This window comes from Mycobacterium sp. GA-1841, assembly GCF_001954135.1.
Taxonomy (GTDB): domain Bacteria; phylum Actinomycetota; class Actinomycetes; order Mycobacteriales; family Mycobacteriaceae; genus Mycobacterium.
Genome location: NZ_MBEQ01000069.1, coordinates 1 through 18,566, shown reverse-complemented (window position 1 = coordinate 18,566; position 18,566 = coordinate 1). Strand labels below are relative to the sequence as shown.

The following is an 18,566-nucleotide window of genomic DNA, read 5'->3' as shown; positions in this document are numbered from 1 at the left end:
CAGAAGGTGCAGATGAGCCCCTCGGGCGAAGAGCAGAAGGTGCAGATGAGCCCCTCGGGCGAAGAGCAGCAGTCCTCTGTCGTTGTCACGCGGGCGGATATCCCTGGCGCACCGGGGGTTTCACGTGGGCGTGCAGCGCTTCTCGTCATGTCCGTGATGGCGGTGGCGGGTGCGTTACTTGGTGCGCTGTGGGCCTGGCTGGCGCCCGGCGTGCACGGCGTGGTCGCACTGTCTCGCAGCGGCGAGCGGGTGCACGCCTATCTCGGCGGTGAGGCCGACCACTTCTTCACGGCAGCGTTCATGTTCGTGGGCCTGCTCGTCGTGCTGGCGGTGGTGGCGGCGGTGGCGGTGTGGCAGTGGACTGCCCATCGCGGGCCGATGTTGGTGGCTGCGTTGGCCGCCGGATCTGCACTGGCCACCGGGGCGGCAGCCGGCGTCGGTACGTCGTTGGCCCATGTACGGTTCGGCTCGTTGGACATCGCGGCGGCACCGGTCAGTCCCGAACACCGCGTCCACTATGTGGTTGAGGCGGCGTCGGTCTTCTTCGGGCCTTCGCCGCTACAGGTCGCCGGCACCGTGCTGTTTCCGGCGGCGATGGCGGCGCTGGTCTATGCGCTGATGGCGGTTTCGACGGTGCGCGATGATCTGGGCGGCTGGCCGCCGCAGGAACTGCGTCTGGCCTCGCCGGTCAGAGCGGACGCCGTCGGACCGTCCGCCCCATAGCGACCTTCGCGGTGATGCCGGCCAGACGCGCCATGCCCGCGTAGGTCATCGGGTTGAGCAGCGTCGGCCACTTCGACCGCACGAGGTTCGCGGTGAGCGGCCGGCCGGCGAACCGGTCGGTCAGCCAGCGCAGCGCCATCGGGGCCGACATCGGGTGCAGCAACAAGTGCTCGCTGAACAGGTCACGGTGGTACGTCACGTCGGCGCCGCCGGCCAGGTAGGTGTCGGCGAGGGCGTCGATGTCGTCGACCGAGATGATCTCGTCGTGCACGGCCTGCACGATCAGCACGGGCGGAACCGGGGTGGCCACACCGAGTTTGGTGTCGTGGAAGACCTCGCTGACCTCGGGTCCGTCGAGGATTTCGTCCAGGGGCATGTCGACCATGTCACCCATGTCGGTCCGGAACATCCGTACCAGGGCCTGCACGGTGGTCATCCGGTGCAGCCGGTCCAAGAGTTTGCGTCCCTCGGTGGTGGCGTGGTCGGTGACCACCTGGTTGAGGTTGGGATAGATGTCGGCAAGCGCGGCCACGACCAGGGCGGGCAGCCCCGAGAAGATGGTGCCGTTGAGGCGGCGGAAGGTGTTTCCGAGGTCACCGACGGGGGAGCCCAGGACGGCGCCGACGATGTTGAGGTCGGGGGCGTAGCTGCCGGCCATCTCGGCGGCCCAGGCGCTGGCCAGTCCGCCGCCGGAATAGCCCCACAGCCCGATGCGCGCCGAGGGCGACAACGGAAACCGCTCGGTGTTGAGTGCCGCTCGTAAGCCGTCGAGTACCCGATAGCCGGGCTCGTAGGGCGCGCCCCACATACCGTTGACGCCTTCATGGTCGGGCACTGACACCGCCCAGCCCTCCGCCAGCGCCGCGGAGATCAGCAGGAGTTCCAGCTGGGCCAGGGAGCCAGTGGCCTTGGCGTGGCGGCGCAACGCGTACGACGGGAAACAGCGGCCGGTGATGGCGTCGATGGCGCATTGATAGGAGACGACCGGACAATCCGGTGCGGCGTCGGGTGGGACGATCACCGTGGTGACCGCGGCCTCGGGAATGCCGTTGCGGTCAGTGGAGCGGTACAGCAGTTGCGTGGCGTGCAGGCGTTGCGGGATCAGCCCCAGAAAGGCGAGCTCGACGTCGCGGCTGCGCAGTACGGTGCCGGGTTCGGCGTGCTGGAAGCCCGCAGGCGGCACGTAGAAATCGTCCTTGTGGGGCAGTTCGGGTCGCGCCGTGCGGTCGAGGTCCTCGTGAGGTGCTCGACCGATCCATTCGGCTGCGGAGGCACTGACCGCGCTGCCCAAGTCCATCCCGGCATTCTTACTTAAGGAGGGTCTAAGAATCCAGTCGACTCACACGGGCGGGCGCAATGCGGCGAACTCGTCGGTGACGCGATAGCGGGAGTCTGTGAAGCGGAACAGCGCCGCGGGACGGCCGCCGCTGCGACCGGATCTCGCCGTGGTCCCGGTGCGGGTGATCACCTTGCGGCGTTCCAGAACCCGCTGCAGGTTGGTTGCGTCGACCTGGTAGTCGAGGGCGGCGCTATAGATGTCGCGCAAGGTGGAGATTGCGAATTCCTTTGGCGCCAAAGCGAACCCGATATTGGTATAGGAAAGCTTGGCGACCAATCGGTTGCGCGCGTGCTCGACCATCGGGGCGTGGTCGAAGGCCATCTGGGGTAGATCGTTGACGGGGTGCCACCGGGTGTCCGACGGCAGCGCCGGGGTGGCGGGTGAGGGCACGAGCCCGAGAAAGGTCGACGCGATGGTGCGCGTCCCGGGGACCCGCCGCGGGTCGGAGAACACGGCCAGTTGTTCCAGGTGGGCCAGCTCGCGGAGGTCGACCTTCTCGGCAAGCTGCCGGCGAACCGAAGTGGTCAGATCCTCGTCGTCGTCCAGGCGACCGCCCGGTAGAGACCATTTTCCCTGTTCAGGATCGAGGGCACGTTCCCACAGCAACACGTTGAGGCTGGGATGGCGGGAGTCGACGTCGCGAACCTGGAACACGGCGGCGAGCACTTCGTGCGCGGTGTTACCATATGGCATGTTTTCGATTATAAGTCGAAAACCTGACGGAGTGGAGGAGGTCGACGTGACCGCTATCGATGACACCCTTGCGGGGGGCTTGGCGGATCTGATCGTCGATGGTCCCGGTGGTTATTCCGGTGTCGACGGCGACGAGAAGTGGGCCGCTGAGATCCGCCGCCTGGTCGACCTGCGCGGCGCGACGCTGCTGGCCCACAACTACCAGCTGCCGGCCATCCAGGACGTCGCCGACCATGTCGGCGATTCCCTGGCGCTCTCGCGCATCGCCGCTGAGGCGCCCGAGGACACGATCGTGTTCTGCGGCGTGCACTTCATGGCTGAGACGGCCAAGATCCTCAGCCCGGACAAGACCGTACTGATCCCGGACCAGCGGGCCGGCTGCTCGCTCGCGGACTCGATCACCGCCGACGAGCTGCAGGCATGGAAGGACGAACACCCCGGCGCGGTCGTCGTCTCCTACGTCAACACCACCGCCGCGGTGAAGGCTCTGACCGACATCTGCTGCACCTCGTCGAACGCCGTCGAAGTGGTGGCCTCGATACCCGAGGACCGCGAGGTGTTGTTCTGTCCGGACCAGTTCCTCGGCGCACACGTCCGGCGCGTCACCGGTCGCAAAAATCTGCACGTGTGGGCGGGAGAGTGCCACGTGCACGCCGGCATCAACGGTGACGAGTTGGCGGACCAGGCGCGGTCGCACCCCGATGCCGAACTGTTCGTGCACCCCGAATGTGGTTGCGCCACCTCGGCGCTGTACCTGGCCGGCGAGGGCGCCGTGCCCGAGGAACGGGTGAAGATCCTGTCCACCGGAGGCATGCTCGACGCGGCCCGGGAGACCCAGGCCCGGCACGTTCTGGTCGCGACCGAGGTCGGAATGCTGCACCAATTGCGCCGGGCCGCACCAGAAGTGGACTTCCTGGCGGTCAACGACCGGGCCTCGTGCACTTTCATGAAGATGATCACTCCGGCTGCGCTGCTGCGCAGCCTGATCGAAGGCGCCGACGAGGTGCATGTCGATCCCGAAACCGCCCGGCTGGGTCGTGCCAGCGTGCAGCGGATGATTGCGATTGGTCAGCCCGGCGGCGGGGAGTGACCACCTTCGCGTGCGGTGGGTCGACACTGTGGCAACAGCCCGCTGATGTCGTCGTCATCGGCACCGGAGTCGCCGGTTTGGTCGCCGCGTTGGCGGCGCATCGGCGTGGCCGTCGCGTGGTGGTGCTGAGCAAGGCGCGTGAGACGGCGACTTTCCACGCACAGGGCGGGATCGCGGTGGTGCTGCCCGACGCCGAAGACTCCGTGGACGCACACGTCGCCGACACGATCGCCGCCGGCGGTGGCATGTGTGATCCCGATGCCGTGCGGTCGATTGTTGCGGCCGGCTACGGCGCGGTGGCCGATCTGGTCACCGATGGCGCCCACTTCGACGAGGCCGCCCCCGGCCGGTGGGCGTTGACCCGCGAGGGTGGCCACAGCCGGCGTCGCATCATCCACGCCGGCGGGGATGCCACCGGCGCCGAGGTGCAGCGCGCGCTCGACGCCGCCGCCGCCACCCTCGACATTCGCCGCGACCATGTGGCCTTGCAGATCCTGCGGGATGACGCGGCGGTGACCGGTGTCCTGGTCCGCAACGAGGACGGCCTGGGCATCGTGCACGCACCGTCGGTCATCCTCGCCACCGGCGGTCTCGGACACGTCTATGCGGCCACGACCAATCCCAGCGGATCTACCGGGGACGGCATCGCTCTGGCGTTGTGGGCCGGTGTGCCGGTCCGTGACATCGAGTTCGTCCAGTTCCACCCCACCATGCTGTATGCCGAGGGCGGCGGCGGGCGACGTCCGCTCATCACCGAAGCACTTCGCGGTGAGGGAGCGATCCTCGTTGATTCACACGGTGATTCGGTGACCGGCGGGGTGCATCCGATGGGCGATCTGGCTCCCCGTGACGTGGTTGCCGCGGCAATCAATGCCCGGTTGAGTGAAACCGGCGACCGGTGCGTATATCTGGACGCGCGAGCGATCAACCGGTTTCCTGAGCGGTTTCCCACGGTCTCGGCGGCCTGCGCGGCGGCCGGGATCGACCCCACCCGTCAACCCATCCCGGTGGTTCCCGGCGCCCACTACAGCTGTGGCGGTGTGGTCACCGATGTGTACGGGCGCACCGAACTTCCCGGGCTGTTCGCCGCCGGTGAAGTGGCCCGGACCGGCATGCACGGGGCCAATCGGTTGGCGTCGAACAGCCTGCTGGAAGGGCTGGTTGTCGGAGGTCGAGCCGGTGTCGAGGCGGCCGAGCATGCCCGCCTGGCGGGTACCGTGCGTGCCCAGGCTCCACCGGAGCATCGCCGCGATGCGCTTGACCGAAATGTATTGCAGCGCACGATGTCCGAGCACGCCTCGGTGGTCCGCGACGGCGACGGTCTGCGCCGGCTCGGAGACATCCTGAGCGAGGCGAGACCGGTCCGCCCGTCCGGTCGTCAGGAGTTCGAGGACGCCGCACTGACCGCGACGGCAGGCGCCATCGCCGTCGCAGCACTGGCCCGCACCGAAAGTCGTGGTTGCCACCATCGCGGCGACCATCCCTACACCGATCCCGCCCAGGAGCACCCCGTGACAGTTCGTGCCGTAGCCGGCCGTCTCGCCCTCGACACCCCGACGGTGGTGTGCTGATGGCTCTTTCCGAAACCGAACTCGCCGAGGCTCGGGCCACCATCGCCCGCGCACTCGAGGAAGACCTGCGGTACGGCCCCGACGTGACGACCGTCGCCACCGTGCCGGCCGAGGCGATGACCACCGCCGCGGTGGTCAACCGGGAACCGGGGGTGATCGCGGGGGCTGACATTGCGCTGCTCGTGCTCGACGAGGTGCTCGGCGTTGACGGTTACCGCGTGATCGACCGGGTCCAGGACGGGGCCCGGTTGGACGCCCGTTCGGCGATCCTGACCGTCGAGGCGCCGACGCGGGGCCTGCTCACCGCCGAACGCACGCTGCTCAATCTGATGTGTCACCTGTCGGGGATCGCCACCGCCACGGCCGCCTGGGTGGATGCCGTCTCCGGCACGAACGCCAAGATCCGTGACACCCGCAAGACGCTCCCGGGTCTGCGTGCCTTGCAGAAGTACGCGGTACGCGTCGGCGGCGGCGTCAACCATCGGATGGGGCTCGGGGACGCCGCCTTGATCAAGGACAACCACGTGGCGGCGGCCGGGTCGGTGCTCGCCGCACTCAAAGCAGTGCGGGCTGAGGCGCCGGACCTGCCGTGCGAGGTCGAGGTAGATTCCCTCGAACAACTCGACGAGGTCCTCTCGGCCGACGTGGAACTCGTGCTGCTGGACAATTTCCCGGTCTGGCAGACCCAGATGGCAGTGCAGCGGCGGGATTCACGTTCCCCCAAGACACTGTTGGAATCCTCCGGTGGCCTTTCGGTCGACAGCGCCGCCGAATATGCCGGCACCGGGGTCGATTACCTCGCCGTCGGGGCGCTCACCCACTCGGTACGGGTACTCGACATCGGCCTCGACACCTGAGATGTGTTGGGGCGCCCCGGATGCCGGTGACGCCCACCACATCAGTCTCGGTCCGAGCCGGTGGCCGCACCGGCATCTGATGCGGAACTACGGCTTTTCCCGCCCTTGACCCTGGCCGTGCGCGATGAGCTGGTGCCGGACTTTGGTGTGCTTCCTTTGAGCGTGGACCTGGCGGCCCGGCTGGCACTGCCGTTACTGCCGGCCTTACCGTCACCGCCCACGCTGCCCTTGCCGGCCTGGCCGCCTCGTCCACCGAAGGATCCGCCGGCAGAGCTTTGCGCACTACCGCCGTTGCCACCGTCGCCGCCACCGGCCACCCCGTTGCCGCCTGCGCCGCCGTTGCCGCCGGTCGAGTCGTTGATACCGGTCGCGGTGCCGCCCGAACCGCCGGCTCCGCCGGTCCCGAAGCCGGTGGAACCGCCGTTGCCACCGTTGCCGCCGGCCGCAACGCCGGTGTTGCCGGCGTTTTCGGCATTTCCACCGCTGCCACCGGCACCACCATGGCCGAACACGCCGCCGAGCCCGCCGTCACCGCCGTTGCCGCCGCGGCTGCCCGCGGTCTCAGGAGCTTCGCCCACACCGTTACCGCCGCTTCCGCCGTCGCCACCCGAACCTGCGATCAGGCCGCCGTTGCCGCCGTGGCCTCCACGACCGGCGCCGCGGACGGGTTCACCGGCCGAGTTGGTGTTCGACCCCCCGGCGCCGCCCTTACCGCCGTTGCCGGCCAGCCCGGCGTTGCCACCGTTTCCACCGACTCCGCCCGTGGCGGCGTCACCGCCGGCGCCACCGTTTCCGAACAATCCGGCGTTGCCACCATCACCGCCATTGCCACCGTTCAGGCCATCCACGCCACTACCACCGTTGCCACCGTTACCGAGCAGAAACCCGCCATTGCCGCCGCTCTGACCGGGCCCGCCATCGGCACCGTTACCGATCAGGAGGCCACCGCTCTGGCCGGGCTCGATACCGTTGCCGATGAGCCAGCCGCCCGGCCCGATGATCGGGCGAAAATTGGGGTCGGCCGCCGTCAGCGTGGCCAGTGCCGCTTCGGTGGCGGCGTCGAGATGTGCGGGCAGTACGGCTTGTGTGGCCGGCACGGCGCCGACGGCACGGATAGCCGGAGCGAACGCGAAACGGACGCTTCGGCCGCCGGTTTCGTCGCGTCGGTCGTCGCCAATGCCCGGAACGGCGTAGAGCGGGGGCACAGCGGTCGCGGACTGCGTGCTGGCGGCAGCGAAGAGGGCGTTGGGCGTGGCGTCCGTTGTCAGCGGAGAGAAGCTACTCACCGCCCTGACTGCCGGTGCGTCCGATGCGAGCACGGAAAGATGCGGAATCGGCGGCACCGTGGGCGGCACCGGCTTGTAGGAAACTGTCACACCGGCGACAGTCAGGGCTCCAACTGCCATTGCACTCGCGAACCCGGGAAGATTTTTGGTGGCAGATTTCTTCTGCGTCATGTGGCGCATTTCCTGTCATTCGTCATCTGATGCATCCAAATGTGTGAACAATGCGCTGATATCTATACACGGCAACAGGCGAGGTCAACGCCAGGTTGAGAGGGGTCGTTGATATTGCGGTCATCAAGATCGCGCTATCGTCGCGTGAATTGATAAGCCAACTCAACAACGGACGTGGTTATAGCGACCGCACATGCCGAGTGCGGGCCGCCATTACTCGACAATCCGCGGATATCGCCGTTTCCGGCAAATGTCACGCAGTGCTGTCGCACGTTGCCACGTGTGTCGGTTCCGGTTCCCCGGAGATCTCCGGGTCAGACGATGTCGGCGACGAAGACGCCCATCCGCCGGGCCGCGCCGCGGGGAATTCGGGGCAGGGTCGGGTCGTCGGTGCCCGCAGGCAACACGCGGGGGTTGGTGATCGTGATGTCGTCGCGGAACAGGTGTACGTCGGCCCCTCCCGCGGCGAGCACGTTCTTCACCCAGTTGGTCTTGCCGTGCAGAAGTGTCACGGCGAAAACGTTGCCCTTGCGGTAGCTGGTGACGATCGTCTCGTACGGCGTGCCCGAGGTACGGCCCCGATGCTTGATCACGGTGAACCCCGGCAGGCGTTTCGAGAACGGTTTCACCAGCGGGTTGATGTATTTGATCTGGAACCGCTCCAGCGCCGGCGGCACCAGCATCGGCACACCGGGGGCATGGTTCGGGTGGTCTTTCGCAGACATCTCGGGGCTCCATTCGATGGTCTGCGAACACCCTACGGGGGCTCACACGACATGGGCAGGGCTACGGATTTTTATCAGCTGGACTGATCAGGGACAATTGAACCGATGGCCGAGTTTCAGATGTCCCGTATCGACCTGCGCAACCGAGCACTGAACGCTGCGCAGTTGCGAACTGCGCTGCCTCGCGGCGGGGTCGACGTGGACGCAGTGGTGCCCAAGGTCCGCCCGATCGTGGAGGCCGTCGCCGAGCACGGCGCATCGGCTGCCCTGGACTACGGCCATACGTTCGACGGGATCCGCCCGGAGACGGTCCGGGTTCCCGCGGCGCACCTGGCCGCGGCCCTGGCTGAACTGGACCCCGACGTGCGCACGGCGCTGCAGGTCTCCATCGACCGCGCCCGCGCCGTGCACGCCGATCAGCGTCGGACCGACACCACCACCACGCTGGCGCCCGGGGCCACCGTCACCGAACGCTGGATCCCGGTCGAGCGTGTCGGGTTGTACGTGCCCGGCGGCAATGCTGTCTACCCGTCGAGCGTGGTGATGAACGTGGTGCCGGCCCAGACGGCCGGGGTCGATTCGCTGGTGATCGCCAGCCCGCCGCAGGCAGAGCATGACGGCCTGCCGCACCCGACCATCCTGGCCGCCGCGGCGCTGCTCGGTGTCGACGAAGTCTGGGCCGTCGGTGGCGCGCAGGCAGTGGCGCTGCTGGCCTACGGCGGCACCGACACTGACGGCAACGAGTTGGCACCGGTGGACATGATCACCGGACCCGGCAACATCTACGTGACGGCTGCCAAGCGGATCTGCCGTTCGCAGGTCGGCATCGACGCCGAGGCCGGGCCCACCGAGATCGCGATCCTGGCCGACCACACGGCCGACCCGGTGCACGTCGCGGCAGACCTGATCAGTCAGGCCGAGCACGACGAAATGGCGGCCAGTGTGCTGGTCACCGACAGCGAGGCGCTGGCGGCGGCCACCGACCGCGAGCTCACCCGCCAGTTGGAGACCACGGTGCACACAGAGCGTGTCACGGCGGCGTTGAGTGGCAAGCAGTCCGCGATCGTGCTCGTCGACGACATCGAGGCCGGGGTGCGGGTGGTGAATGCCTATGCCGCCGAGCACCTGGAGATCCAGACCGAGGACGCGCCCGGTGTGGCCGGCCGGATTCGTTCTGCGGGAGCCATTTTCGTGGGTGCCTGGTCGCCGGTCAGCCTGGGTGACTACTGCGCCGGATCCAATCACGTGCTGCCGACCGCGGGATGTGCGCGGCACTCCAGCGGCTTGTCGGTGCAGACGTTCCTGCGCGGCATCCACGTCGTCGAGTACGACGAGGCCGCACTCAAAGACGTGTCCGGCCATGTGATCACGTTGTCCAAGGCCGAGAATCTGCCTGCCCACGGTGAGGCGGTACGACGGAGGTTCGAACGGTGACGGGCGCGGACGTGACGCTGGCCGATCTGCCGCTGCGGGAAAACCTGCGCGGCAAGTCGCCGTACGGGGCGCCGCAACTGGTGGTGCCGGTGCGGCTCAACACCAACGAGAATCCCCACCCGCCGACCCAGGCCCTGATCGACGATGTCACCGCATCGGTCCGTGAGGTCGCCGCCGAGTTGCACCGCTATCCGGATCGCGACGCGGTCGCGCTGCGTACCGATCTGGCCGCCTACCTGACGGCAGCCACCGGGGTGGCGCTCACCGTCGACAATGTGTGGGCGGCCAACGGTTCCAACGAGATCCTGCAGCAGTTGTTGCAGGCGTTCGGTGGGCCGGGGCGCACCGCGATCGGGTTCGTGCCGTCGTACTCGATGCACCCGATCATCTCCGACGGCACCCAGACCGAGTGGCTGCAGGCCACCCGTGCCGACGATTTCAGCCTCGACATCGACGTGGCCGTCGCGGCGATCCAGGACCGCAAACCTGACGTCGTATTTGTCACGAGCCCGAATAATCCGTCCGGACAGAGCATTCCACTCGATGACCTGCGCCGCCTGCTCGACGCGATGCCGGGCGGGATTGCGATCGTCGATGAGGCCTACGGCGAGTTCTCCTCCCAACCCAGCGCGGTGGCGTTGCTCGACGAGTTCCCGGCCAAGCTGATCGTCAGCCGCACGATGAGCAAGGCCTTCGCCTTCGCCGGTGGGCGGCTCGGCTACCTGGCCGCGGCTCCAGCGGTGGTCGACGCGTTGCTGCTGGTCCGGCTGCCCTACCACCTGTCGATGCTCACCCAGGCCGCCGCGCGGGCCGCACTGCGGCACGCCGACGACACCTTGGGTAGCGTCGCGAAATTGGCCGCCGAGCGCGATCGGGTCAGCGCCGAACTGGCCCGGCTGGGTTTCCGGGTGATCCCCAGCGACGCCAACTTCGTGTTGTTCGGGGAATTCACCGATGCACCGGCCGGCTGGCAGCGTTACCTCGACGCCGGCGTCCTGATTCGCGACGTCGGTATCCCCGGTTATCTGCGCACCACGATCGGACTGGCCGAGGAGAACGACGCATTCCTGGCGGCCAGTGCCGAACTGGCCACGACCGAACTTCAGCCAGCCGCCCACAGCCCGGTAGGAGCATCGTGACCCGTCGCGCGAAAGTCGAACGTAAGACCAGGGAATCCGACATCACCGTCGAGATCGATCTCGACGGCACCGGTGTCGTCGACATCGACACCGGCGTCCCGTTCTTCGACCACATGCTGACCGCGCTGGGCACCCACGCCAGCTTCGATCTCACGGTGCACGCGAAGGGCGACATCGAAATCGAGGGTCACCATACGATCGAGGACACCGCGATCGTGTTGGGCCAGGCGCTGGGGCAGGCCCTCGGTGACAAGAAGGGCATCCGCCGGTTCGGTGACGCCTTCATCCCGATGGACGAGTCGCTGGCGCATGCCGCCGTCGACGTGTCCGGTCGGCCCTACTTCGTGCACACCGGGGAACCGGAGTTCATGGTGGAATTCACCATCGCCGGTTCCAGCGCGCCGTACCACACGGTGATCAACCGGCACGTGTTCGAATCGCTGGCGTTCAACGCCCGCATCGCATTACACGTCCGCACGCTGTACGGACGCGACCCGCACCACATCACCGAGGCGCAGTACAAGGCGGTGGCCCGTGCGTTGCGCCAGGCCGTCGAGTTCGATGCTCGCGTCACCGGCGTCCCGTCGACCAAAGGCACGCTGTGACCAAGAAAGTCGTCGTTCTCGACTACGGGTCGGGCAATCTGCGCTCGGCCCAACGGGCGTTGGAACGTACCGGTGCCGATGTCGAGGTCACGGCAGATCCAGGCGCCGCCGCGGCGGCCGACGGTCTTGTGGTACCGGGGGTCGGGGCGTTCGAGGCGTGCATGACCGGGCTCCGGTCGATCGGCGGTGAGAAGATCATCGCTGACCGATTGCAGCATGATCGACCGGTGCTGGGCGTATGTGTCGGGATGCAGATCCTGTTCGCCCGCGGCGTGGAGTTCGGCGTGGAGTCCACCGGTTGCGCGCAGTGGCCCGGCGCGGTGACCCGGCTGGATGCCCCGGTGATCCCACACATGGGCTGGAACGTCGTCGAGGCGCCGACCGGCAGCACCCTGTTCAAGGGCCTCGACGCCCAGACGCGCTTTTATTTCGTGCACTCGTACGCCGCCCAGGAGTGGTCCGGTAATCCGGACGCGTTGGTGACCTGGGCGACGCACCACGTGCCGTTCATCGCCGCCGTCGAGGACGGTGCGTTGGCGGCCACGCAATTTCATCCGGAGAAGAGTGGCGACGCCGGTGCGACGCTCCTCGCGAATTGGGTTGAGGGACTGTGAGTTTGATTCTTTTGCCGGCTGTCGACGTGGTGGACGGCAAGGCGGTGCGCCTGGTACAGGGCAAGGCCGGCAGCGAGACCGATTACGGCTCGGCGCTGGAGGCGGCGCAGACCTGGCAGCGTGACGGCGCCGAGTGGGTCCATCTGGTCGACCTGGACGCTGCCTTCGGTCGCGGCTCCAACCGGGAGTTGCTGGCCGAGGTGGTCGGCAAGCTCGACGTGAAGGTGGAGCTGTCCGGCGGCATCCGCGACGACGACTCGCTGAAGGCGGCCATGGACACCGGCTGCGCCCGGGTGAACATCGGCACCGCCGCGCTGGAGAGTCCGGAGTGGTGCCGGGGAGCCATCGCCGAATACGGCGACCGGGTGGCGGTCGGGCTCGACGTGCAGTTCGAGAACGGCAGTTGGCGCCTGCGGGGCCGTGGTTGGGAAACCGATGGCGGTGACCTGTGGGATGTCCTGGATCGCCTTGACCGCGAAGGGTGTTCGCGTTACGTCGTCACCGACGTCACCAAGGACGGCACCCTCACCGGACCGAACCTGGAACTGTTGGCAACGGTCGCCGACCGCACCAACGCCCCGGTGATCGCCTCGGGTGGAGTGTCGAGCCTCGATGATCTTCAGGCGATCGCCACTCTGACCGGGCGCGGTGTGGAAGGTGCGATCGTCGGAAAAGCGTTGTATGCGGGACGATTCACTCTGCCGCAGGCACTGGCTGCGGTCAGCGGATAAGCGAGGTGGGCGACCTGGATCCGTCGAAGCTGGCCGCGCTGGTCGATGCGGCGACTGAGATTCTCGACGCGGCGTCGGTGCCGTTCATTGCCGGGCACCGGGCCGATTCCGCGGTCGCCAAGCAGGGCAACGATTTCGCCACCGAGGTCGATCTCGCGATCGAGCGGCAGGTCGTGCGGGCGCTGACCGAGGCCACCGGGATCGGCGTGCACGGCGAGGAGTTCGGCGGTGAGCCGATCGATTCCCCGCTGGTGTGGGTGCTCGATCCGATCGACGGCACCTTCAACTACGCGGCCGGCTCACCGATGGCCGCCATCCTGCTCGGCCTCCTGGCCGACGGTGAACCGGTGGCCGGGCTGACGTGGCTGCCGTTCACCGGGCAGCGGTACTCGGCTCTGGCCGGAGGCCCGGTGCGCGACAACGGATCCGCACTGCCCGCATTGGGTTCGCCGACGTTGACCGACTCGATCGTCGGTATCCAGACTTTCAACATCGACTCGCGGGGGCGGTTCCCGGGCCGATACCGGGTAGAGGTGCTGTCGAATCTCAGCCGAGTGTGCTCCCGGGTGCGGATGCACGGGGCCACCGGCGTCGACCTGGCTTACGTCGCCGCCGGGATTCTCGGTGGGGCGATCAGTTTCGGCCATCACATCTGGGACCATGCAGCCGGGGTGGCGCTGGTGCGGGCCGCCGGCGGCATCGTCACGGATCTGGCCGGCGATCCGTGGACGGCCGAGTCGAAGTCGGCGCTGGCCGCCGCGCCGGGGGTGCACGAACGCATGCTGGAACTCGTCAAATCTGCTGGCAATCCGGAGGACTACCTGTGAGCACCATCAGTGACGTCGCGACGAGGGTCATCCCGTGTCTCGACGTCGACGCCGGCCGGGTGGTCAAGGGAGTCAACTTCGAGAACCTGCGCGACGCGGGCGATCCCGTCGAGCTGGCGGCGGCCTACGACGCCGAAGGGGCCGACGAGCTGACCTTCCTCGACGTCACCGCTTCCTCGTCGGGCCGGTCCACGATGCTTGAGGTGGTCAAGCGCACCGCCGAGCAGGTGTTCATCCCGCTGACCGTCGGCGGTGGGGTGCGTTCGGTGGAGGATGTCGACGTGCTGCTGCGCGCCGGCGCCGACAAGGTGTCGGTCAACACCGCGGCGATCGCGCGGCCGGAGCTGCTGGCCGAGCTGGCCCGCCAGTTCGGTTCGCAGTGCATCGTTCTCAGCGTCGACGCCCGTACCGTGCCGGCCGGTGATGCGCCGACCCCGTCGGGGTGGGAGGTGACCACCCACGGTGGGCGCCGCGGCACCGGGCTCGATGCGATCGAATGGGCCGTGCGGGGCGCCGAACTGGGTGTCGGCGAGATCCTGCTCAACTCGATGGACCGCGACGGCACCAAAGCCGGGTTCGATCTGCCGATGCTGCGGGCGGTCCGCGCCGCGGTGGGCGTTCCGGTGATCGCCAGCGGGGGTGCCGGTGCGGTGGCCGATTTCGCGCCCGCCGTGCAGGCCGGCGCCGACGCGGTGCTGGCGGCCAGTGTGTTTCACTTCCGCGAGCTGACCATCGGGCAGGTGAAGGCGGCGATGGCGGCGGAAGGGATCACTGTCCGATGAGTCTCGATCCGGCCATCGCGGCGCGGCTGAAGCGCAACGCGGACGGACTGTTCAGTGCGGTGGCGCAGGAGCGGGGGACTGGCCAGGTGCTGATGGTCGCCTGGATGGACGACGACGCCTTGGCGCGCACGCTGGAAACCCGTGAGGCCACGTACTTTTCACGATCCCGAGGCGAGCAGTGGGTCAAGGGCCTGACGTCGGGGCATACGCAATATGTGCACTCGGTCCGGCTGGATTGCGACGGCGACACGGTGTTGCTGGAGGTCGACCAGATCGGCGCCGCCTGCCACACGGGCGCGCACACCTGTTTCGACGCGGACGTGTTGCTGTCCGACCGCTGAGTCGGCGATTTGCCGATCGGACACGTTGATCGCATTTCCGGTGTACAACTCCGGATTGCTGCGAAGAAAATGCTTGCCAATCCGTCATTTCCGGCGGATAATCGAATGTATGTTCGAATCCGACGCGTCCTGGGAGCTGGTGCTCTGTATCAGCGACTCGGTGTCGGAGGAGGCCATGTTGATGGCATCTCGGATGGCGATGATCGGTGAATTGCTCAAACGGCGCATCGATGAGGTCGAATTCGAGGATGACGATCCCGGTCACATGTTCTTGACCGGTTTTGCCCGCACAGTCGCTGAAGTGGGAGCGGCGATGCATCTCTCGCCGTCGGCGGCGTCACAAGTGGTGTCGCAGGCTGAATCGTTGACCAATCGATTACCGCGGGTGGCGGCCGCGTTGAAGTTTGGAAAAATCGACTGGAATTCGGTCGCGGTGGTCATCGCCCGTACCGAGTTGGTCTCGGATCTGGGGATCATGGCGCGGCTCGACGCCGTGTTGGCCGAGCGGATCACGGGGTGGTTGTCGTGGTCACGTCGCCGGGTGACCGACGCCGTCGATGCCCTGGTGCGGGAGATGGATCCCGACGCGATCTCGGAGCGGGAGCGGGCCGAGCGTGGCCGGTTTGTCCGGGTGCGCCCCGGCGGTGACGGAACCATGCGGCTGGACGGCGTGGTTACCGCTTGGGCGGGTGCCATTTTCGACAAGCGGTTGACCGAATTGGCGGAGGGCGTGTGCGCTGAGGACCCCCGCACTCCGTCCCAACGCCGAGCAGATGCGGTGGCGGCACTGGCGGAGGGGCGGGCCTTGCTGTGCCATTGCGGACGTGTCGACTGTCCGCAGACCAAGCCGGCTGGGCCGTCTCCGATAAAAACCGTATTCAATGTGATTGCGCCGCAGTCTGCGCTCCTCGGTGGGTCGGATCCGGCGTATATCGCCGGATATGGCGTGATTGATGCGGAGCAGCTGCGCGATTTGGCGCAGGAGGCCACGATGCGGGTCGTGCAGGCACCGGATGTGCCCACTGCTGACGCCTTGCGGTACCGGCCGTCGGCTGCCCTGGAGCGGTGGATCCGGTGCCGGGACATCACCTGCCGGTTCCCCGGGTGTGACCGGCCGGCCGAGAAGTGCGATGTCGACCATACGGTGCCGTTCGATCACCGCCATCCCGAACAGGGCGGGCTGACCGTACCGTGGAATCTGAAATGTCTTTGCCGTCAACATCATCGGTTGAAAACGTTCCACGATGGATGGCGGGATGAGCAGCTGCCGGACGGGACCGTCGTCTGGACGTCACCAAGCGGGCAGGTGTATCGAACGAGTCCGGGTGCATCCGAGATCTTCGAACCCGAGGGTCCGCCCCGGCGTGCACCGTCGCGAACCAGGGCCAAACCTCGGTCGGTACGAGTGGCCGAGCGCAGGGCGAAGAACGCGCAATTGCGTCCGATCAACGCCGAGGCTCGCCGCGTTGGGCGGGTTAGACGCCGGGAGATGGAGCGTCGCCGGGAACGCAACCGTATGCGGGCCACCCTGGTCCTTTTCAAAGGTGATGACCTCAGTTCCAGTCCGTTCGCCAGGTGGATCAACGAGCCGCCCGAGCCCGAGAATCTCCCCGAGGACTGGCAACCTCCGCCTCCACCGGACCCTGGCCCAGACGAGCCGCCGTTCTGAGGCAGTCCGTTGTATTACCCGCGATCGCGCGTTGCGGTGTCCGGAGTTGTCGGTGCCGTCGGCGACAATGACGGGATGACCGACACCGCGGCGACTCGCAAAGCGCGTGGTGCGTTCTTCACTCCGGCCGCGATCACCGCCTATCTCGCGGAGTGGGCCGTGCGTTCGGTCGATGAACGGATCCTGGAGCCCTCGGCCGGGGACGCGGCCTTCATGGTGGCCGCCACCCATCGGCTACAGCAGCTCGGTGTCGAGTGCCCCGAACTCGACGGCATCGAAATTCACCGGAGCAGCGCCACCACCGCGCGTCGCCGCGTCACCGAGGCCGGGGGGCGGGCCCGCATCAGAACGTCCGACTTCTTCGCCGTCGAACCGTGTGCTGAGTACACGGCAGTGATCGGCAACCCGCCTTACATCCGCTATCAGGACTTCCGGGGTGCCACCAGGGCGCAGTCTCGCAGAGCCGCGCTCAAGGCCGGGGTCACGTTGTCCGGGCTGGCCTCGAGTTGGGCCGCGTTCACCGTGCACGCCGCGTTGTTCCTGAAGCCTGGCGGCAGGCTGGCGCTCGTGTTGCCCGCCGAGTTGCTCAGCGTGAACTATGCCTCGGTGGTGCGGAAGTTCTTGTTCGACCGGTTCGCCAGCGTCGAGTTGGTGATGTTCGACGAGCAGGTGTTCCCGGAGGCCGAGGCCGACGTGGTGCTGTTGCTCGCCGACGGCTACGGCGGCGGGCCGACCGGTCACGCCGTCATCCACCGTGCCCGCAACGCGGCATCCCTGACATCTGAACTGGCACAACGTCGTTGGTCGCCTCGCGATCCTGCCGACAAATGGGTCAGCGGCCTGATCGGTAACGCGCCGGTGGATGCGCTCCATGGTCTGCACGACGGCGGGCAGTTCACCACGCTGGAGACGTGGGGTGACACCACGCTGGGCATGGTCACGGGCAACAACGGCTTTTTCGCACTGTCCCCAGATCGCGTGCGGGAACTGGGGCTGCGACGCACCGACCTGCTCCCATTGTCGCCTCCCGGGAGCGCCCACCTGCGGGGTCTGACCCTCTCGTCCGAGCAGTTGGCCAAACTGGGGGAGGACGGGCGGTCCATCCACCTGTTCCGGCCGGCCGGCACCCCGTCGTCGGCTGCGCAACGCTACATCGACGCCGGACACGCCGCCGGCGTGCATCTGGCCTACAAGTGCCGGGTGCGCCAGCCTTGGTATCTGGTGCCGCTCGTGCACCCGGCCGACCTGCTGTTGACCTGTATGAACGCCGACACCCCTCGGCTGATCAGTAACCGGGCCAAGGCGCATCATCTCAACTCGGTGCACGGCGTCTATCTGCGTGACGGGATCCGCACGCTGGGGCGCGACCTGCTGGGGTTGGCCGCGCTGAACTCGGTGACGGTGCTGCACGCCGAGATCGTCGGCCGCTCCTATGGCGGCGGGATCCTCAAGATCGAACCGCGCGAGGCCGACCGCTGGCTGGTGCCGTCGCCCGACCTGGTGGTCGCTCGTGCCGACGAGTTGCGGGCGGTGCGCCGACGGGTCGGCGCGTTGTTGGAGCGCGGACAGCTGCTTGAGGCGACCCACATCGTCGATGACGCATTGGGCCTGTCGGGCCAGATCGTCCTGGAACCCGTTCGGACGGCGCGCGATTCATTGGCGGCCCGCCGGACGGTAAGGTCTCGGCGTGCCCGCTGAACCGTCGACCAAGGCCACAGCGTGGGCCATCTTCGATCGCATCGTGGCCGACGCCGCACCCGGCGGTGTGCATACGAATCCCTGGGTGCGCAGCGCTGGCGCGCTGACCTTCGTTCCAGACTTCCGGGTGTTGCGCAAGCTGCTTGGTGTACCGCTGTATCTCGACGCACCGTCGACCACAGGCGTTCCGGCGCTCGCGCTGGGCATGATTCGCGGGTCGGTGGCGCGTGGCCACACGGCGTCGGGATCAAACCCGGCGCGGCGCAGCTCA

General features: G+C 67.6%; 18 protein-coding genes and 1 pseudogene. 15 read left to right on the top strand and 4 right to left on the bottom strand.

Features of this window, described 5'->3' with window-relative positions; all coding sequences use genetic code 11:
- Positions 1–45: 45 nt before the first annotated feature.
- Positions 46–723 (top strand): DUF2567 domain-containing protein, encoded by a 678-nt coding sequence (locus A5740_RS16045; protein ID WP_076195595.1) that lies wholly within the window; start codon positions 46–48, stop codon positions 721–723.
- Here the strand turns inward: A5740_RS16045 and A5740_RS16040 are convergent.
- Both A5740_RS16040 and A5740_RS16035 read right to left on the bottom strand, forming a co-directional pair.
- Entirely contained in the window at positions 689–2,020 is a 1,332-nt protein-coding gene (locus tag A5740_RS16040; RefSeq protein WP_076195471.1) for a lipase family protein, read from the bottom strand. The two genes, A5740_RS16045 and A5740_RS16040, sit on opposite strands and share 35 nt — an antisense overlap.
- Positions 2,021–2,062: 42 nt before the next feature.
- Positions 2,063–2,755 carry an NUDIX domain-containing protein gene (locus A5740_RS16035; protein ID WP_076195470.1) on the bottom strand — a complete coding sequence of 231 codons (693 nt, stop codon included), beginning with the start codon at positions 2,753–2,755 and terminating at the stop codon, positions 2,063–2,065.
- On the opposite strand from A5740_RS16035, the gene nadA reads away from it, so the two are divergent.
- From nadA to nadC, 3 genes are read left to right on the top strand one after another with little or no spacing between them, the layout of a single operon-like run.
- The gene (gene nadA, locus A5740_RS16030; protein ID WP_371454763.1) at positions 2,754–3,845 is read left to right on the top strand and encodes a quinolinate synthase NadA; all 1,092 of its coding nucleotides are present in this window, start codon (positions 2,754–2,756) and stop codon (positions 3,843–3,845) included. The genes A5740_RS16035 and nadA overlap by 2 nt on opposite strands.
- Complete coding sequence (locus A5740_RS16025; RefSeq protein WP_076195469.1) at positions 3,842–5,416, top strand: L-aspartate oxidase; 1,575 nt, start codon at positions 3,842–3,844, stop codon at positions 5,414–5,416. Before nadA ends, A5740_RS16025 begins: the two co-directional genes overlap by 4 nt.
- A complete protein-coding gene (nadC, locus tag A5740_RS16020; RefSeq protein WP_076195593.1) occupies positions 5,416–6,273 on the top strand; it encodes a carboxylating nicotinate-nucleotide diphosphorylase in 858 nt (285 codons plus the stop codon). Before A5740_RS16025 ends, nadC begins: the two co-directional genes overlap by 1 nt.
- A gap of 41 nt (positions 6,274–6,314) precedes the next feature.
- Here nadC and A5740_RS28415 read toward each other — a convergent pair whose 3' ends face one another.
- Both A5740_RS28415 and A5740_RS16010 read right to left on the bottom strand, forming a co-directional pair.
- Entirely contained in the window at positions 6,315–7,649 is a 1,335-nt protein-coding gene (locus A5740_RS28415) for a hypothetical protein (RefSeq protein ID WP_139335163.1), read from the bottom strand.
- Positions 7,650–8,044: 395 nt separating this feature from the next.
- A complete protein-coding gene (locus A5740_RS16010; RefSeq protein ID WP_076195467.1) occupies positions 8,045–8,455 on the bottom strand; it encodes a nitroreductase family deazaflavin-dependent oxidoreductase in 411 nt (136 codons plus the stop codon).
- Between the two features lie 105 nt (positions 8,456–8,560).
- Here A5740_RS16010 and hisD point away from each other — a divergent pair, with 105 nt between their 5' ends.
- From hisD to A5740_RS15955, 11 genes and pseudogenes are all read left to right on the top strand, one after another.
- Positions 8,561–9,889, top strand: coding sequence for a histidinol dehydrogenase (hisD, locus tag A5740_RS16005; protein WP_076195466.1), 1,329 nt, complete (start codon positions 8,561–8,563; stop codon positions 9,887–9,889).
- The gene (locus tag A5740_RS16000; protein WP_076195465.1) at positions 9,886–11,028 is read left to right on the top strand and encodes a histidinol-phosphate transaminase; all 1,143 of its coding nucleotides are present in this window, start codon (positions 9,886–9,888) and stop codon (positions 11,026–11,028) included. Before hisD ends, A5740_RS16000 begins: the two co-directional genes overlap by 4 nt.
- Positions 11,025–11,633, top strand: coding sequence for an imidazoleglycerol-phosphate dehydratase HisB (gene hisB, locus A5740_RS15995; protein ID WP_076195464.1), 609 nt, complete (start codon positions 11,025–11,027; stop codon positions 11,631–11,633). Before A5740_RS16000 ends, hisB begins: the two co-directional genes overlap by 4 nt.
- A complete protein-coding gene (hisH, locus tag A5740_RS15990; RefSeq protein ID WP_076195463.1) occupies positions 11,630–12,247 on the top strand; it encodes an imidazole glycerol phosphate synthase subunit HisH in 618 nt (205 codons plus the stop codon). Before hisB ends, hisH begins: the two co-directional genes overlap by 4 nt.
- Complete coding sequence (gene priA / locus A5740_RS15985; RefSeq protein WP_076195462.1) at positions 12,244–12,978, top strand: bifunctional 1-(5-phosphoribosyl)-5-((5-phosphoribosylamino)methylideneamino)imidazole-4-carboxamide isomerase/phosphoribosylanthranilate isomerase PriA; 735 nt, start codon at positions 12,244–12,246, stop codon at positions 12,976–12,978. The genes hisH and priA overlap by 4 nt, the downstream gene beginning before the upstream one ends.
- The gene (locus tag A5740_RS15980) at positions 12,975–13,805 is read left to right on the top strand and encodes an inositol monophosphatase (RefSeq protein WP_076195461.1); all 831 of its coding nucleotides are present in this window, start codon (positions 12,975–12,977) and stop codon (positions 13,803–13,805) included. The genes priA and A5740_RS15980 overlap by 4 nt, the downstream gene beginning before the upstream one ends.
- Complete coding sequence (gene hisF / locus A5740_RS15975; protein ID WP_076195460.1) at positions 13,802–14,587, top strand: imidazole glycerol phosphate synthase subunit HisF; 786 nt, start codon at positions 13,802–13,804, stop codon at positions 14,585–14,587. Before A5740_RS15980 ends, hisF begins: the two co-directional genes overlap by 4 nt.
- Positions 14,584–14,928 (top strand): phosphoribosyl-AMP cyclohydrolase, encoded by a 345-nt coding sequence (gene hisI, locus A5740_RS15970; protein ID WP_076195459.1) that lies wholly within the window; start codon positions 14,584–14,586, stop codon positions 14,926–14,928. The genes hisF and hisI overlap by 4 nt, the downstream gene beginning before the upstream one ends.
- A 109-nt stretch (positions 14,929–15,037) precedes the next feature.
- A complete protein-coding gene (locus A5740_RS15965; protein WP_076195458.1) occupies positions 15,038–16,597 on the top strand; it encodes an HNH endonuclease signature motif containing protein in 1,560 nt (519 codons plus the stop codon).
- A gap of 75 nt (positions 16,598–16,672) precedes the next feature.
- Positions 16,673–18,295, top strand: coding sequence for an N-6 DNA methylase (locus A5740_RS15960; protein WP_076195589.1), 1,623 nt, complete (start codon positions 16,673–16,675; stop codon positions 18,293–18,295).
- A pseudogene (locus tag A5740_RS15955) lies at positions 18,285–18,566 on the top strand (hypothetical protein); the annotation flags it as partial. The gene A5740_RS15960 and the pseudogene A5740_RS15955, both read left to right, overlap by 11 nt.